Source organism: Streptomyces sp. NBC_00390 (assembly GCF_036057275.1).
Taxonomy (GTDB): Bacteria; Actinomycetota; Actinomycetes; order Streptomycetales; family Streptomycetaceae; genus Streptomyces.
The window spans coordinates 1,446,592-1,462,279 of the sequence record NZ_CP107945.1; the positions used below are offsets into that span (position 1 = coordinate 1,446,592).

Annotated in this window: 15 protein-coding genes and 1 pseudogene; 2 read left to right on the forward strand and 14 right to left on the reverse strand. The window is 70.1% G+C overall.

Features of this window, described 5'->3' with window-relative positions; translation table 11 throughout:
* Positions 1-136: 136 nt before the first annotated feature.
* The gene (locus OHS70_RS06255) at positions 137-1,735 is read left to right on the forward strand and encodes an alpha/beta fold hydrolase (RefSeq protein ID WP_328394501.1); all 1,599 of its coding nucleotides are present in this window, start codon (positions 137-139) and stop codon (positions 1,733-1,735) included.
* A 260-nt stretch (positions 1,736-1,995) separates the two neighbouring features.
* Here OHS70_RS06255 and OHS70_RS06260 read toward each other — a convergent pair whose 3' ends face one another.
* The 11 genes from OHS70_RS06260 to OHS70_RS06310 all read right to left on the reverse strand — a co-directional run bounded on the left by OHS70_RS06260 (position 1,996) and on the right by OHS70_RS06310 (position 12,159).
* Positions 1,996-2,448, reverse strand: a complete 453-nt coding sequence (locus tag OHS70_RS06260) for a DUF6278 family protein (RefSeq protein ID WP_328394504.1) — start codon at positions 2,446-2,448, stop codon at positions 1,996-1,998.
* Positions 2,449-2,506: 58 nt separating this feature from the next.
* Positions 2,507-3,286, reverse strand: a complete 780-nt coding sequence (locus OHS70_RS06265; RefSeq protein WP_328394506.1) for an exodeoxyribonuclease III — start codon at positions 3,284-3,286, stop codon at positions 2,507-2,509.
* A gap of 30 nt (positions 3,287-3,316) precedes the next feature.
* Positions 3,317-3,949, reverse strand: coding sequence for an MBL fold metallo-hydrolase (locus tag OHS70_RS06270; RefSeq protein ID WP_328394508.1), 633 nt, complete (start codon positions 3,947-3,949; stop codon positions 3,317-3,319).
* 13 nt (positions 3,950-3,962) lie between these two features.
* Positions 3,963-5,246 (reverse strand): bifunctional 3-oxoadipate enol-lactonase/4-carboxymuconolactone decarboxylase PcaDC, encoded by a 1,284-nt coding sequence (gene pcaDC, locus OHS70_RS06275; protein WP_443062571.1) that lies wholly within the window; start codon positions 5,244-5,246, stop codon positions 3,963-3,965.
* 48 nt (positions 5,247-5,294) lie between these two features.
* Positions 5,295-5,873 carry a hypothetical protein gene (locus OHS70_RS06280; protein ID WP_328394512.1) on the reverse strand — a complete coding sequence of 193 codons (579 nt, stop codon included), beginning with the start codon at positions 5,871-5,873 and terminating at the stop codon, positions 5,295-5,297.
* The gene (locus tag OHS70_RS06285; protein ID WP_328394514.1) at positions 5,870-7,036 is read right to left on the reverse strand and encodes an ROK family glucokinase; all 1,167 of its coding nucleotides are present in this window, start codon (positions 7,034-7,036) and stop codon (positions 5,870-5,872) included. Before OHS70_RS06285 ends, OHS70_RS06280 begins: the two co-directional genes overlap by 4 nt.
* Positions 7,037-7,265: 229 nt before the next feature.
* Positions 7,266-8,141 carry an ATP-binding cassette domain-containing protein gene (locus OHS70_RS06290; RefSeq protein WP_328394516.1) on the reverse strand — a complete coding sequence of 292 codons (876 nt, stop codon included), beginning with the start codon at positions 8,139-8,141 and terminating at the stop codon, positions 7,266-7,268.
* The gene (locus tag OHS70_RS06295; RefSeq protein WP_328394518.1) at positions 8,108-9,172 is read right to left on the reverse strand and encodes an ABC transporter permease; all 1,065 of its coding nucleotides are present in this window, start codon (positions 9,170-9,172) and stop codon (positions 8,108-8,110) included. The genes OHS70_RS06290 and OHS70_RS06295 overlap by 34 nt, the downstream gene beginning before the upstream one ends.
* The gene (locus OHS70_RS06300) at positions 9,169-10,164 is read right to left on the reverse strand and encodes a sugar ABC transporter substrate-binding protein (protein ID WP_328405447.1); all 996 of its coding nucleotides are present in this window, start codon (positions 10,162-10,164) and stop codon (positions 9,169-9,171) included. Before OHS70_RS06300 ends, OHS70_RS06295 begins: the two co-directional genes overlap by 4 nt.
* 140 nt (positions 10,165-10,304) lie before the next feature.
* The gene (locus OHS70_RS06305; RefSeq protein ID WP_328394520.1) at positions 10,305-11,303 is read right to left on the reverse strand and encodes a sugar ABC transporter substrate-binding protein; all 999 of its coding nucleotides are present in this window, start codon (positions 11,301-11,303) and stop codon (positions 10,305-10,307) included.
* Between the two features lie 136 nt (positions 11,304-11,439).
* Positions 11,440-12,159, reverse strand: a complete 720-nt coding sequence (locus tag OHS70_RS06310) for a GntR family transcriptional regulator (RefSeq protein ID WP_328405449.1) — start codon at positions 12,157-12,159, stop codon at positions 11,440-11,442.
* 156 nt (positions 12,160-12,315) lie between these two features.
* Between OHS70_RS06310 and OHS70_RS06315 the strand changes: the two genes are divergently transcribed.
* Complete coding sequence (locus OHS70_RS06315) at positions 12,316-13,323, forward strand: Gfo/Idh/MocA family protein (protein WP_328394523.1); 1,008 nt, start codon at positions 12,316-12,318, stop codon at positions 13,321-13,323.
* 79 nt (positions 13,324-13,402) lie between these two features.
* Here OHS70_RS06315 and OHS70_RS06320 read toward each other — a convergent pair whose 3' ends face one another.
* The 3 genes and pseudogenes from OHS70_RS06320 to OHS70_RS39015 all read right to left on the reverse strand — a co-directional run.
* Positions 13,403-14,596, reverse strand: a complete 1,194-nt coding sequence (locus tag OHS70_RS06320; protein WP_328394525.1) for a cytochrome P450 family protein — start codon at positions 14,594-14,596, stop codon at positions 13,403-13,405.
* Between the two features lie 15 nt (positions 14,597-14,611).
* Complete coding sequence (locus tag OHS70_RS06325; protein ID WP_328394527.1) at positions 14,612-15,514, reverse strand: hypothetical protein; 903 nt, start codon at positions 15,512-15,514, stop codon at positions 14,612-14,614.
* A 6-nt stretch (positions 15,515-15,520) separates the two neighbouring features.
* Positions 15,521-15,649: pseudogene (locus OHS70_RS39015) on the reverse strand (cytochrome P450); the annotation flags it as partial.
* Positions 15,650-15,688: the final 39 nt, after the last annotated feature.

Below are 15,688 nucleotides of genomic sequence, written 5' to 3' on the forward strand. Positions count from 1 at the left end.
TGGACGTTCACTGACGCGGCATCCAATAATTGTTACGCGCGCGTAACTTACCGGGGAGTTACCCCAGGTACGCCACTGACGTTACCGTCGAGTCACTTCGCTGTGACAGTTGAGTCAGATGAGTGAGGAGTGACCCGTGGGACTTCCGCGCAAGGCACTGCGCACCACCGCCATCGGTACGGTCTCCGCCGCGCTTCTCGCCGCGCCCGCCGTCGTCGCCACCCCCGCGGTGGCGGCATCCGGACAGCAGGCACTGACCCGGCAAGCGGGCGTGCCGGGTGTGCGGTTCGTGGACATCGAGGGCGACGGCGGCACCGTGCTCAAGGCCAATGTCTTCACCCCGGCCGGCTACGACGGCCGGCAGACCTACCCCGTGATCGTGCTGCCGACGAGTTGGGCGCTGCCCCAGGTCGAGTACGTCGCGCAGGCCGCCAAGCTCGCCGACTCCGGCTATGTGGTGGTCAGTTACAACACCCGCGGCTTCTGGCAGTCCGGCGGCGAGATCGAGGTGGCGGGCCCGCCGGACACCGCCGACGCCTCCAAGGTGATCGACTGGACCCTCGCGAACACGCCTTCCGACCCCGACCGGGTGGGCATGGCCGGCGTCTCGTACGGCGCGGGGATCTGTCTCCTCGCCGCAGGCCACGACAAGCGGATCAAGGCGGTGGCGGCGCTCAGCGGCTGGGGCGACCTCGTCGACTCCATCTACAGTCAGCGCACCCAGCACAAGCAGGCCACGGCGTTCCTCGTCGGCGCCGGACATCTCACCGGACGGCCGAGCGCGGAGTTCCAGCAGCTCACAGCCGACTACTTCTCCGGCGACCTCAGCAAGGAGCCAGGGCTGATCGCCTGGGGGAAGAAGCGCTCCCCCGCCACCTATCTTGACAAGATCAACGCCAATGGCGCCGCCATCATGCTCGGCAACGCCTGGGGCGACACGATCTTCCCGCCGAATCAGACCGCGGACTTCTACGAGAAGCTCACCGGCCCCAAGCGTCTGGAGTTCCGCCCCGGCGACCACGCCACGGCCGAAGGCGGCGGTCTGCTGGGCCTGCCCAACGACACGTGGACCAGCGCACACCGCTGGTTCGACCACCATCTGCGCGGTGCCGACAACGGCGTGGACGGTGAGCAGCCGGTCCGGATCAAGAGCCGCTCGGCCGGTGGGTACGAGACCTACCCGGACTGGAAGTCGGTGGGCGCCGACCGGCGCAAGATGGCGCTGGCCGACTCGGAGCACGTCTTCGCCAACGTCGATTCGGGAGCCAACGGCGGGATCGTCTTCCTGTCCAGCATGCTGGACCAGTTCGTCAGGCTGCCCCCGATGGCCTCGATCCCCCTGCTCCCGCGGACCTTCGCCGCCGTGTGGAAGTCCGAGCGGTACGGCTCGAAGCAGCAAATCCGCGGCACCGCGAAGCTCCACACCACGGTCACCGGCACCAAGGAGAGCGGTACCCTCGTCGCCTATCTCTACGACGTGGGCCCGCTCGGCCTCGGCAAGCTGGTCAGCAATGCCCCGTACACCTTCCACGGGAAGACGCCGGGTCAGCCGTTCACCGTGGACCTGGAGTTGTTCTCCACCGCCTACGACGTACCGGCCGGCCACCGTCTCGCCGTGGTCATCGACACTGTCGACCCGCTCTACATCGAGCACAACCCGTCCGGCGCACAGCTGACCTTCTCCTCGCCCGCGGCCGACCCGTCCTACCTGTCGGTCCCGCTGCGCAAGGGGTGATCACCGGCTGCATGCGGAGGGTGCCCCTGCCTCAGGCACGGGGAGGGTGGTGCTCCATGAGCTCCTCGAGCTGCTGCCCTCCCCGTGGCGGATCAACGGCCCCTGGCGGATCAACGGTCTTCGGGAGATCGACGGCCTCTGGCGGATCGACGGCCATACGCTGCCCTGTCCCCTCTCGGCTGTGTCCGGTCAGCGCAAACTATCCAGCCCGGCAAGGGACTTCACACCGACACGCATGAGCCGGGCATAAGCCGTATTAATCAGGCTTCGGCCGCTTCCGCGTACACCTGGGACAGCTCGGGCGCTCCGTTGACCGCCCATTCCAGCCCTGCCTCGACCACGCTGATCTCACGGCCGGAGGCCAGCCGGACCACCGGATGGCCGCCCGGCCAGACGTGCCAGTGCGCTCCGGGCACCGTGCGCACGATGACGGTCCCCAGATACAGCCCCGCGTCATTGCCGAGCCAGGGCAGCTCCTCGGGGTCGTCGCGCCAGCGCGGCGGCAGCTGGTCCAGCGCACCCAACGAACCCGGCGAGTCGTCCAGTTCGAGCCCGGCCTGGCCGGCCCGGACCCGCAGCAGCTCGCACTCGGACAGCAGCTCGGCGACCGCCTCGGCGCGCTCCGGGTCGGTGTCGACGGCGGTGGCCGGTTCCGTCTCCCCCCGTTCATCGCCGTGGCGTCCGAGCCAGTTGTCCAAGAAAGGGATGTTCATACCGCTCAGCCTCGCATCCGGGGTGCAAGGCGCACCACAAGGCGCGCGTCAACCAACGTCAGATGTCCAGGTCGACAACGACCGGCGCATGGTCCGATGCTCCCTTGCCCTTGCGCTCCTCCCGGTCGACGTAGCTGTCCTTGACGGCCTTCGCAAATGGTTCATTCCCGTACACCAGGTCGATACGCATGCCGCGGTTCTTGGGGAAGCACAGCTGGCGGTAGTCCCAGTAGGTGAACGGGTGGTCGTACTTGAGCGGGCGGGGCACCACATCGGTGAGGCCGCGGCCGCGCAGGGCCTCCAGCGCGGTGCGCTCCGCCGGGGTCACATGGGTCATGCCCTCGAAGAAGGACGGGTCCCACACATCGTCGTCGGTGGGCGCGATGTTGAAGTCGCCGAGCAGCGCGAACGGCCGCTCGCCCGCGGCGTCGGCCGCCACCGCCGTCCCCAGCGCCTCCAGCCAGCGCAGCTTGTACGCGTAGTGCTCGTGGGCGATCTCGCGGCCGTTGGGCACGTAGACCGACCAGACGCGGGCCGGGCCGCAGGTCGCGGAGATCGCCCTCGGCTCCTGCACGCCGTCGTAGTCGGGGCCGCCGGGCAGGCCCCGCACGACGTCGTCCAGGCCCACCCGGGAGACCAGCGCCACGCCGTTCCACCGGCCGGTGGCCTGGATCGCGGATTCGTAGCCGAGCTCACGCAGCTGGTCCGCGGGGAACTGCTCCTCGGTGCACTTGGTCTCCTGGATGCACAGCACGTCGGTGCCGGTGCTCTCCAGCCAGGCCAGCAGCCGGGGCAGCCGGGCGGTGATCGAGTTGACGTTCCAGGTGGCGATGCGCATGTCCCAAAGCCTAACGGCGAGGTGTGACAGTCACAGATCCCGCGCCTCGCCCGGGGTGAGCCGGCCGTGGTCCGCACCGCCGAGCCCGCCGATCTGCCGGTCGTAGATGGGCCGGGCGAGCTCGGTGAGGAGTGCGTCGTGGACGTCGATGGCGCGCTGCGGCTTCACCTCGCGCACATAGTCGATCACCTCGGAGATCTTGCTCCAGGGGGCGTGCACGGGGAGCAGCAGCGTCTCGACCGGGTGGTCGGGGACGGTGAGCGCGTCTCCGGGGTGGAAGACCGAACCGTCCACCAGGAAACCGACGTTGGTGATCCGGGGAATGTCGGGGTGGATCACCGCGTGCAGCTCGCCGTGCACCTGCACGTCGAAGCCGGACGCGGTGAAGGAGTCGCCGTGGCCGACGGTGTGCACGCGGCCCGGGAACGCCGCCGAGAGCTGGTCGGCGACGCTGCGGAGCGTCCACAGCGCCGCCGCCGGGTTCGCCTCCAGCGCCGCCCGCAGCCGGCCCTCGTCGAAGTGGTCCGGGTGCTCGTGCGTGACCAGGATGACGTCCGCCCCCAGGCCGGCATCCGGTTCGCTGAAGCCACCGGGGTCGACGACGAGCCGGCTCCCGTCCTTCTCCAGCTCGATGCAGGCATGGATCTTCTTGGTGAGCCTCATGCTTCCCATCCTGCTACGCCGGGGGTCTGGTCTCCTCCTGGATGACCGTCTGCGCCACCCGGAACGCCGCGTTGGCCGCGGGGACACCGCAGTAGACGGCGGTGTGGATCAGGACCTCCCTGATCTCCGTGGGGGTGAGCCCGTTGCGCAGGGCGGCGCGGGTGTGGAACGCGAGCTCGTCCAGATGTCCGCCCGCGACCAGCGCGGTCAGCGTGACGATGCTGCGGGCACGCCGGTCCAGTCCCTCGCGGGCCCAGACCTCGCCCCAGGCGTAGCGGGTGAGCAGCTCCTGGAAGTCGCCGGTGAAGTCGTCGGCGGCGGCCGTCGCCCGGTCGACATACGCGTCGCCGAGCACTTCGCGGCGGATCTTCATCCCGGTGTCGTACGGATCGGGGCGCAGCGACGGGTCCCCCGCCGTGCGGTCGGGCACCGCGGGTGCGATCTCGGCGACCGGGGCGACGGGTGCCGAGGTGGGAGGCATGGCCGGCACCGGGATGGCGGCGAGGGTGTCGTGCCAGGCGGTCGCGAAGTGGTGCAGCAGCAGGTCGGTGACGGCGGCGGGCTGCTCGACCGGCGCGAGATGGGAGGCGCCGGGGACCAGCGCCAGCCGGGCGTCCCTTATCCCGGCGACCAGTGTCCGGGCCTCGGCGGGGCCGGTGACCCGGTCCTCGGAGCCGACCAGCACCAGCGTCGGCACACCGATCATCCCGAGCTCGGCCCGTACGTCGAAGGCGGCGAGCGCCTCGCACGCCGCGATGTAGCAGCCGGGGTCGGTGGTGCGGACCATCTGGACCGCCCACTCGACGATCGCCGGCTGGGCTGCGGCGAAGCCCTCGGTGAACCAGCGCTCGGGCGCGCTGCGGGCCATGGGTTCGAGGCCGTTGGTGCGTACGACCACGCCGCGCTGACGGAACTCGTCGGCGGTCCCGAACCGCGGCGACGCGGCGACCAGCGCGAGCGAGGCGACCCGGTGCGGATGACGCAGCGCCAGCTCGACACCGATGGCACCTCCTATGGCGCAGCCGGTGTAGCCGAAGCGCTGGATGCCCAGCTGGTCGAGGGTGGCCAGCAGCCGTTCGGCCAGCTCGGGCACGGACGAGGCCGCATGCGCGGGCGCGCCGCCATGGCCGGGCAGATCGAAGCGGATCACCCGCCATCGCTCGCACAGCTCGTCGATCTGCCGGTCCCACATGTGCCATGTGGTGCCCAGCGACGGGCCGAGGATGAGCGCGGGAGCGTCGTCGGGGCCGTCGATCCGGTACTGCAGGGTCTTCGGGGGCGTCTGCGTCTCACTCACGTGCCCCACGGTAGTGAGTGGAATGACCCGCTCCGGTCAGGGGGTCGATCAGGGGGTGGACGTCGAGACGACATACACCCATGGACGGGTCGGTTCGGTCAGATCGACCGTGATGTCCTGGGTGGGCCGGGGATCCTTCTGCGGGTGGGTGGTACCCGCCCAGGCGCGGCCCTCGAGGCCGAAGTTCCAGCCGACCACCTCGGCGTCGCGGTCACTGATGGTGACCTTCCCGTCCTTCAGAGCGGCACGGCTGGTCCCGACGCCGTCGAGAAATGCGTCAAGGCCGTCGGAGGAGGTACGGAACTGGACGTAGAGCCGGCTGGTCTTCCAGTTGCTCGTCTCGTAGTAGCCGACGCGCCAGGAGCCCTCCGGGATGGGCACCTCGAAGATGCGGCGCTTCATGAGCGAGGGCCACTTGTCGCGCAGGCCCGTGGCCGAGGACTCGGCCTCCTTGTCGCGGCCGCTGTCACGGCTCTGCTCCGCGGAGATCACGAGATAGCCGGCCGGGATGCCGACGAGCAGCACGATGGTGATCGCGGTGAGCCAGCGGCGGACGAGCATGTGGCGGCGGGTCTCGCGCGGCGGCGTGCTCGTGTCCGGAGGCATGGTCTGGCGGGGCACGGTCATGACGGGGGTTCCTGGGTCGCGCGGGTGGAGCTGGGACTGCGCAGCGCCTGTGCGTAGCGTTCGTAGCGCTCATGGCGCTCGACACGGCGGCGGTTGGCCCTGCGGAAGCGTCGCGCCACGAGCCGGGCCAGGTCTGCGGCCCCGACCATACCTGCTTCGGGTCCGAGCTGGGCTTTGGCGATACGGGCCTCGGGGCGGTAGCCGCGGCCGGTGAGATGGCGGCGGAAGGCGTCCCGGGCGGGGCCGATGAGCAGGTCGTCGGCGGCACTGACGCCGCCGCCGATGACGAAGCAGGACGGGTCGAGGGCGGCGGCCAGGTTGGCGATGCCGATGCCGAGCCACTGGCCGATGTCCTGCAGCAGCTCGACGCACATGGGATCGCCCTCGCGGGCGAGCTCCGTGATCAGCGGACCGGTGATGTCACCGATGTTGCCGCCGACGCGGTCGATGATGCCGTACGCCACGGGGGAGTCGGCCGCGGCGAGCTCGCGGGCCTCGCGCACCAGCGCGTTGCCGGAGCTGTACTGCTCCCAGCAGCCGCGGTTGCCGCAGGGGCAGCGGTGTCCACCGGGCACGACCTGCATGTGGCCGAACTCACCGGCCACCCCGTACTTGCCCCGCTTGACCTGGCCGTCCTCCAGGATCGCGCCGCCGATGCCGGTGCCGAGCGTGATCATCACCAGATGGTCCTCACCACGGCCGGCACCGAAGCGCCACTCCGCCCAGGCGGCGGTGTTGGCGTCGTTGTCGACCAGGACGGGGACGGCGAGCCGGGCCGAGAGCGCGTCACGCAGGGGTTCGTTGCGCCAGGCGAGGTGCGGCGCGAAGAGCACCTTGGAACGGTCGGCGTCGACCCAGCCCGCTGCTCCGATGCCCACCGCGTGGACATCGTGCCGGTCCGAGAGGTCGAGGACCAGCTCGCAGATGGTGTCCTCGACGACCTTGGGGCTCTTCGACTTGTCCGGGGTCTCGGTGCGGACCTTCTCCAGGATGACGCCGTCCGCGTCGACGACACCGGCCATCACCTTGGTGCCGCCGATGTCGATGCCGACGGTGGGGACCCGGGGCGCGGTGAGATGCGAGCGCCGCTCGCGGGTGCCGATGGTCTTGAGGACGGTGGCGCGGGCGGTGCCTCGCTGCGTGAAGTCGCGGTACGTACTCAAGTCGTCCCTGCGGGTTCGTTGTGGCCGGTCCGGATACCCGGGGCGGACGGCGCCCGCCGCTCTTGATGCTAGGGCCATTCTTCCGGATCCTGCCGGGCTCGCGCGCCTGGCACGGCACTCCCCCGCAGCCCTTCGGGCACGGGAGGCGCCCCAGGCCCTGCAGGGCCTGGGGTGACCCCACAGGCACCGGACCCCGCTCACCGGCCGGGCCTGATCCGGCGGAGAGACCCTAGTCGGCGGGGGCCTGCTTCCCGGTTGCACGGCCGCCGAGGTGGGTCGGGGCGGGGGCACGTTCCAGCTCGTGGCGCAGGTCCTCGAGCTCGCTGCCGCCGGCCATCTGGCGGGTGAGTTCGTCCAGAGTGACGGAGTCCTTTGTGTGCGAGGCCGACATGACGCCGCGCTTGAGGAGGATGAAGCGGTCACCGACCAGATAGGCGTGGTGCGGGTTGTGGGTGATGAGCACCACGCCGAGTCCTGCGTCCCTGGCGGCGGCCACATACTTCAGCACGACGCCGGACTGCTTCACGCCGAGCGCCGCCGTCGGCTCGTCCAGCACCAGCACCTTGGCGCCGAAGTACACCGCGCGGGCGATGGCGACGCACTGGCGCTCGCCGCCCGACAGCGTTCCGATGGGCTGGTCGACATCGCGCAGGTCGATGCCCATGCGCAGCAGCTCGGACCGGGTGGTCTCGCGCATCGTCGAGACGTCGAGGCGCCTGAAGGGGCCCGCGCCCTTCGTCGGCTCGGAGCCGAGGAAGAAGTTGCGCCACACCGGCATCAGCGGGACGACGGCGAGGTCCTGGTAGACCGTGGCGATACCTCGGTCCAGCGCCTCCCGTGGGCTGGTGAGGGTGACCGGTTCGCCGTCGATCTCGAAGGTGCCCGCGTCATGCCGGTGCAGACCCGCGATGATCTTGATGAGGGTGGACTTGCCGGCGCCGTTGTCACCGAGGACGCAGGTGATCTCGCCCGCGTGGACCTCGAGGGAGACGCCTTCGAGGGCGCGGATGTTGCCGTAGTACTTGCTGACGTCGTCGAGCTGTACGAGAGCGGTCCCGGTCTTCACAGATGTCACCGTGTCGCCTCCGCGCGCTTGCGCACCCATGCGTTGAGCAGGGTGGCCAGAAGGAGCATCGCTCCGAGGAAGAACTTGAACCAGTCCGGGTTCCACTCCGCGTAGACGATGCCCTTGCTGGTCATTCCGAAGATGAACGCACCGATCGCCGAGCCGATCGCGGAGCCGTAGCCGCCGGTGATCAGACAGCCGCCGATGACGGCCGCGATGATGTACGTCAGCTCGTTGCCGACGCCCTCGCCGGACTGCACCACGTCGAACGAGAACAGCAGGTGCTGGCCCGAGACCCAGGCGGCGAACGCGACGCCCATGTAGAGGCCGATCTTGGTGCGCTGGACCGGGACGCCGACCGCGCGGGCCGCGTCCGCCCCGCCGCCGACCGCGAAGATCCAGTTGCCGAAGCGGGTGCGCAGCAGGATCCAGGTGGCGAGAGCGATCAGGACGAACCACCACAGGACGGTCACCTTGAGCGTCACGTCACCGACGGTCCACTCGGAGGCGAAGACCTCCTTGGCCGAGGCGAAGCCCTCCATGTCGCTGATCGACTTGGTGGAGACCGTGCCGCTGATCAGCTTGGTGAAGCCGAGGTTGAGGCCGGTCAGCATCAGGAACGTGCCGAGCGTGATGATGAAGCTCGGCAGTTTCGTCCGGGTCAGCATGAAGCCGTTGAAGACCCCGACGGTCAGGGTGACCAGCAGCGAGACGCCCACTCCGGCCCAGACGTTGGCCGTCATCTGGTAGCTGAACATCGAGGAGATCAGCGCGGAGCTGGTCACCAGCACGCCGGCCGAGAGGTCGAACTCTCCGCCGATCATCAGCAGCGCCACCGGGACGGCCATGATGCCGATCGTCGATGCCGCGTACAGCACGGTGGAGAAGCTGGACGCCTGGAGGAAGGAGTCCGCGACGACCGAGAAGAAGAGGAAGACGGCCACCGCGCCGACGACCGAGCCGAGCTCGGGGCGGCCCATCAGCCTGCGCAGCGGCGAGACGCGCAGCAGCCGCTCGTCGGCCGCGCTCGGGGCCTTGTCGGGTGTGGCAGGTGGTGCGGTCGCGCTCATCGGGTCCCCCGTTCCGTGTATCGCTCCAGTTCGGCGGCGTCCTTCTCGGTGACGATCTGCGGGCCGGTCAGGACGGGCCGCCCGCCGCCGAGGACGTCGGCGTTGTACCTGTAGAGCCACAGCAGGTCGATGGCCTGGTAGCCCTGGAGGTACGGCTGCTGGTCGACGGCGAAGCCGAGCGTGCCGTCCTTCAGTCCGCTCACGACCTTCGGGTTCAGGTCGAACGTGTCGATCTCGGCCTTCGACTCGGCGGACCGCTTCGCCTGCGCGGCCGCGTCGGCGAACGGCGCGCCCAGGGTGACGACGGAGTCGATGGACCGGTCGGCCTGCAGCTTGGCCTCGATGGAGGCCAGGACGTCGGGCATGCTCGTGCCGTCGACGTACAGGTTCTGCAGTTGGCCGGCGAACGTCTTCTTCGCCCCGGCGCAGCGCTGCTCGTGGCCCACGTTGCCCTGCTCGTGGATGACGCACAGCGCCCTCTTCTTGCCACGCCGTTCGAGCTCGTCGCCGACGGCCTCGCCGGCGATCGTCTCGTCCTGCCCGATGTGGGTGAGCGCGCCGTAGGCCCTGGACGCCTCGGAGCCCGAGTTCACGGTGATCACCGGGATACCGGCCCTGCGGGCCTTGGCCACGACATCCTTCATGGCGTCCGGCTTGGCGAGGGTGACGACGAGCCCGTCGACCTTCTTGGTGATGTACGAGTCGACGAGCTGGGCCTGCTGCTGCCCTTCGTCGCTGTGGGCGTACAGGAAGTTGATGTTGTCCTTGTCCGCGGCCTGCTTCGCCCCGCTCTGGACGATGTCCCAGAAGGTGTCGCCGTCTCCCGAGTGGGTGATCATGGCAAAGGTCCATCTCGGCGTGGTGACGGCGGCCTTGCCGGTGGCGTTCCGGGCTGCTTCGCGGGCCTCCTCGGCGCGCTTTCCGCCGGTGCTGCTGCATCCCGCGAGGGAGGTTCCGAGTGCCGCCGCCAGCACGGCGCCGAGCGCCCGCATCCCTCTTCTTGCCCGTGCCACGACGCCGTGCCCTTCTTGCCGTACTCGCTGCGCTGCCTTGCGCGGCCGGGTCGCGGATCGAGGTGGCCCGGCCGCCCAAGTATGGATCACCGCAGGTGGGAGGGTCGGCATCGGGTGCGTCATCGGGTGCCGTCGGCGGTCAGCTTCTCCAGGGCGGCGACGTCCTTCTCGGTGACGAGTGCGGGGCCGGTCAGGATCGGCTTGCCGCCGCCGATGACATTGAGGTTGGTCTTGTTGAGCCACAGTTCGTCGATGGCGAGATATCCCTGGAGGTAAGGCTGCTGGTCCACGGCGAAGCCGATGTCGCCGGCCTTCAGCTGCTTCACGACGTCCTCGTTGAGGTCGAACGTGTTGACCTCGGCGCCGGAGCCGGCGCCCGCCTTGGCCTTGACGGAGGCGGCGGCGAACGGTGCGCCGAGCGTGACGACGGCGTCGATGTCCTTGGCGCTCTGCAGCTTCGCCTCGATGGAGGAGGTGGATCCGGGCATGTTGGTGCCCTCGACGTTGAGGTTCTCGACACTGCCCTTGAAGGTCTTGCGCACACCGGCGCAGCGGGCCTCGAGGGAGACATTGCCCTGCTCGTGGATGACGCAGAGCGCCTTCTTCTTGCCGCGCTTGTTGAGTTCCTCGCCGACGGCCTCGCCAGCCACGGACTCGTCCTGTCCTATGTGGCTGAGCGCGCCGAGGCCCTTGGAGAACTCGGCGCCGGAGTTGATGGTGACGACGGGGATGCCGGCGGCGACGGCCTTCTTGACGACGTCGCTCATCGCCTCCGGCTTGGCGAGGGTGACGACGATCCCGTCCACGTCCTGGTCGATGTAGGTCTGGACGAGCTGCGCCTGCTCCTTGGCCTCCGGGGCGGCGGCGTAGAGGAACTGGACGTTGTCCTTCTTGGCCGCGACTTCGGCGCCGCTCTGGACGATGTCCCAGAAGGTGTCGCCCTCGCCGGAGTGGGTCACCATCGCGATCTTCAGCCGGGGAGTCTTCGCACTCTCGCCTCCCCCGCCGGCCGCCGAGGTCTTCTCGTCGCCCTCCTTGCCGCCGGAACTGCTGCATCCGGCGAGGACGACCAGGGCGCTTGCGGCGAGCAGGGCTGCTGCCGTGCGGGTGGTTCGCATGGTGGGTCCGCCTTCTCTCCCGGCCGCCGGGTTGCGGCTGGGAGAGTTTCTACGGCGGCACCGCGAGCCCGTCAAGACTTTGTCCGAACATTCTTACTCGGAAGGGATCACTCCGGGGCAGGTGCCAGGAGTGGCGCTAGGGGCGCACAAGGAGCTGGAACTCGAAGGCGTACCGGGAGGCGCGGTAGATGTGCGAGCCGAACTCGACGGCCCGGCCGGTGTCGTCGAACGTGGTGCGCTCCATGGTCAGCAGCGGCGCGCCGGCCGCCTCGCCCAGCAGCTCGGCCTCGGCCAGGGTGGCGGCACAGGCACCGACCGACTGGCGGGCACTGTGCAGCGTGATACCCGCGGCACGCATCATCCGGTACAGCCCGGTGGACTCCAGCTGCCGCGTGTCGCAGTCGAGCAGCCCGGCCGGCAGATGGTTGCGCAGTCGGGCCATGGGCTCGCCGTGGGCGTAACGCAGCCGCTCGATCAGCTGCACGTCGCTGCCCTCGGGGATGCCGAGGGCGGCGGCGACCTCGGCGCTCGCGGGTTCGACGAGGTTGCGCAGTACGTCGGTGGCGGGGCGCTGGCCGGCCGCCTCCAGGTCGTCGTAGAGGCTGCTGAGCTCCAGCGGTCGTCTGACCTGGCTGTGCACGACCTGGGTGCCGACGCCGCGGCGGCGCACCAGCAGACCCTTGTCGACCAGGGACTGGATGGCCTGGCGGACGGTGGGCCGGGACAGCCCCAGACGGCCCGCGAGCTCGATCTCGTTGCCGAGCAGACTGCCGGGCGTGAGACTCCCCCGTTCGATGGCCGATTCCAGCTGCTGCGAAAGCTGGAAGTAGAGCGGGACCGGACTGGTGCGGTCCACGCTCAACTGGAGCGACAGGGACGGATCCGTCTCGTGTCTGGGCTGCTTGGGCACGTGGGGGAGCGTAGTCGCAGGGAATGTTGACGGGAAGTCGTGAGGTTCGATTGTCAGGACAAAGCCTTGACACGGTGGCGGGCAGGACTCCACCTTTGGGCCATGCGCATCGGACTCATCGGAACGGGACGTATCGGCACGTTTCACGCGGGTGTACTCAGCCGCCACCGAGAGGTGGGTTCGCTGGTCGTGACGGACGCGGACCCGGCCCGGGCGGCCGCGGTGGCCGAGCGCATCGGGGCGACGGCCGCCCCCAGCGCGCACGAGATCTTCACCTGGGGCGTGGACGCCGTGGTGATCGCGTCCGCGACCGCTTCGCACGCCGAGCTCATCTCCCGCGCCGCGCGTACCGGGCTGCCCGCGTTCTGCGAGAAGCCCATCGCCCTCGACCTGGCCGGCACGCTCGGCGCGCTGCACGACGTCGAGCAGGCGGGCACCGTTCTGCAGCTGGGGTTCATGCGGCGATTCGACGCCGGGTACACCAAGGCCCGTGAGGTGGTGCGCTCGGGGTCCCTCGGCCGCCTGCACACCGTACGCGCCATCACCGCCGACCCCTCGCCGCCGCCCGCCGCGTATCTGCCCCTGTCCGGCGGTCTGTACCGGGACTGTCTGGTTCACGACTTCGACATCCTGCGCTGGGTGACCGGCCGCGAGATCGTCGAGGTGTACGCGACCGGCTCGGACACGGGGCCCGCCATGTTCCGTGAGGCCGGCGACGTCGACACGGCGGCCGCGCTGCTCACCCTGGACGACGGCACGCTGGCGACCGCGTCCGCCACCCGCTGCAACGGCGCGGGATACGACGTCCGGATGGAGCTGGCCGGGGAGTCCGACACCGTGGTCGTCGGCCTGGACGACCGCACCCCGATCAGCTCGACCGAGCCGAAGGGCCCGTCGGCGGCGGACAAGCCGTGGCCGGGCTTCCTGGAGCGCTTCGCCCCTGCCTACGAGGCGGAGCTGGACGCGTTCGTCCGCCTGGTGAACGGGGAGAGGGACGAGAACCCGTGCGACGGACGCGAGGCGCTGACGGCGCTGCGGGTCGCGGAGGCGTGCGAGCTGTCGCGCCGCGAGCACCGGCCGGTGCGGCTGGACGAGATCCCGGCGGACTGAGCGGCGCCCGGTGCAGCACGGGCCGTAGCTCCCTGCCGGACAGCAGCTGTCCGGTCGCCTCCGGCCCGTGCCCCCCCGCCTACCAGGTGACGGGCAGCCGCTCCGGGCCCCTGATCAGCATGCCGGTGCGCCACGGGACAGCTGCCGGGTGCGCGTCCAGTGACAGGTCCGGGCAGCGCTCCAGCAGCGAACGGATCGCGATACGAGCCTCCAGGCGGGCCAGCGGAGCGCCCAGGCAGTAGTGCATGCCGTGACCGAAGGCCAGGTGGCCGCGGGTGTCGCGGCGGATGTCGAAGCGGTCCGGGTCGGGGAAGCGGCCCGGGTCCCGATCGGCGTCGGCCAGAGCCACCAGGACCAGCTGGCCGCCGCCGGGGATGCTGATGCCGCCGAGGTCGTAGGGCTCGATGGTGAAGCGGTAGGTGGGCGTCTCCACCGGGCCGTCGTAGCGGAGCATCTCCTCGATCGCGCCGTCCATCAGGGAGAAGTCGGCGCGCAGGGCAGCCAGTTGGTCCGGATGCGTCAGCAGGGCGAGCACACCGTTGGAGATGAGGTTGACGGTGGTCTCATGACCGGCGACCAACAGCACCCAGGCCATTCCCATCAGTTCCTCGCCGCTGAGCCGGTCCCCGTCGTCGTCCGAAGCGTGGATCAGCGCGCTCATCAGGTCGTCGCCGGGCTGTTCCCGCTTCTGCGCGAGCAGCCGGCCGAGGTACTGCGACAACTGCCCGGCCGCGGTCTCCCGCTCGGTTCGGTCGGTCGAGGCGAGCGCGGTGTTGGACCAGCTGCGGAAGGAGTCCTGGTCGAGGAACGGCACCCCCAGGAGTTCGCAGATGACGGCGATGGGCAGCGGGAAGGAGAGCGCGTCGACAAGGTCCGCCTTCCCGGAGGGAAGCATCGCGTCGAGCAGCTGATCAGTGATCTCCTGTACGCGCGGGGCGAGTTGCTCGACGCGCCGCATGGTGAACTCGCGGGCGACCAGTTTGCGCAGCCGGGTGTGGCGCGGAGCGTCGGCGCTGAGCATCGTGATACCGGCGGAGAGCGGGGCGATGCCGAGCTCGGGCGAGACGTTGCGCCATTCCTTGGAGAGGGCGGCGTCGGCGAGAGCGGCGCGCCCGGCCTCGTAGCCGACGATCAGCCAGGCCTCGTGCCCCTCGGGCATCCGGATGTGGTGCACGGGGCCGCGGGCGCGTAACTCGGCGTAGACGGGATAGGGGTTGCGGGTGAAGTCCTCGCCGAGGGCGGCGAGATCGACTGTCGCGGCGTCGGTGGTCACGGTCTTCCTCTCAGATCATGGAGAGTCGTGGAGAGTGGTGGAGAGCTGCGTGAGCACGTCGCGCAGTTCCCTTCGCTGCTGGGTCCCGGGGGCGCCGGGCGGGTGGTGTTCGTCGAGCTGTTCGAGCCATGGGCGGACGCCCGCGGCTCGGAGCGGCGCGGGGAACAGGATCGCGCCGCCGCTCGCCTCCTGCTGCTTGTCGTAGGCGTCGAACCAGCAGGTCCACCGCCAGCCGTCCCAGCCGGGCGGCCGTCCGGCTGCGGCTCCGCCCAGGAAGTTGCCGTACGTCCATGCGGAGACCTCCCGTGCGGGAACGTCGAGGTGGACGCCGCCGTACGGGATCCGGGGCGCCGTACGGGCCCGGGTCCCGGGCAACAGCTGTCTGACCACTTCCGGCCCGTGTCCCAGGACGTCCGCCACATTCTCCCCGGCCACCAAGTGGCCCTGTGTGCCGTCCCGGTAGGCCACGGTGACGGCGAGCGTGAAGTCCGGCTCGTCGATGTCGGCCGGGTCGAAGGGCACATGGCCGCCGCGGGTGGCGAGTTCGCTGCGCACCAGCTCCCGTTGCACCCCCACGTGCGCGACGATGTCCTCCAGGCCGTCGTACGCCCAGCGCACCCGCCACCCCGGCCACGTCCTGGCCAGTACCTCGAACATCACCGACCGCTCGTCCCAGCTCTCCAGGTGCCACGTGAACAGCAGCAGCACCCGGGCGTCGTGGTCCACGACCGCCGCGGCCTCGCACTGGACGTCGTCCATCCAGTCACCCGGGCCCGCCTCCTGCCGGCCGGCGACGAAACGGCTGAAAGCGTCCGGTCCCGCCAGGATGTCGAGCCCGAACGACGGCGCGCCCCAGCGCCAGTAGTACTGCTGCCATACGCCGTCGCGGACCACCACATAGCGCGCTCTCTCCGCCATGCCCCGCTACCACCGCACCGGGAGCCGCCGCACGCCGCGCATCAAGAGACCGGGCGGCCACTCGTACGGGCCCGGCGGCGTGTCCGACGCCAGGCCGCGGCAGCGCTCCAGCGAGCGGACGGCGATCCGCGCCTCCTCGTGACCGACGATCAACCGGAACAACCCACCCTCCAC

Coding starts and splice junctions, on each gene's coding strand:
- OHS70_RS06315 (WP_328394523.1), top strand. CDS start 12,316: ATGCGCATCGGACTCATCGGAACGGGACGTATCGGCACGTTTCACGCG.
- OHS70_RS06290 (WP_328394516.1), bottom strand. CDS start 8,141: ATGGGTGCGCAAGCGCGCGGAGGCGACACGGTGACATCTGTGAAGACC.
- OHS70_RS06280 (WP_328394512.1), bottom strand. CDS start 5,873: ATGACCGTGCCCCGCCAGACCATGCCTCCGGACACGAGCACGCCGCCG.
- OHS70_RS06295 (WP_328394518.1), bottom strand. CDS start 9,172: ATGAGCGCGACCGCACCACCTGCCACACCCGACAAGGCCCCGAGCGCG.
- OHS70_RS06260 (WP_328394504.1), bottom strand. CDS start 2,448: ATGAACATCCCTTTCTTGGACAACTGGCTCGGACGCCACGGCGATGAA.
- OHS70_RS06265 (WP_328394506.1), bottom strand. CDS start 3,286: ATGCGCATCGCCACCTGGAACGTCAACTCGATCACCGCCCGGCTGCCC.
- OHS70_RS06270 (WP_328394508.1), bottom strand. CDS start 3,949: ATGAGGCTCACCAAGAAGATCCATGCCTGCATCGAGCTGGAGAAGGAC.
- OHS70_RS06325 (WP_328394527.1), bottom strand. CDS start 15,514: ATGGCGGAGAGAGCGCGCTATGTGGTGGTCCGCGACGGCGTATGGCAG.
- OHS70_RS06305 (WP_328394520.1), bottom strand. CDS start 11,303: ATGCGAACCACCCGCACGGCAGCAGCCCTGCTCGCCGCAAGCGCCCTG.
- OHS70_RS06300 (WP_328405447.1), bottom strand. CDS start 10,164: ATGCGGGCGCTCGGCGCCGTGCTGGCGGCGGCACTCGGAACCTCCCTC.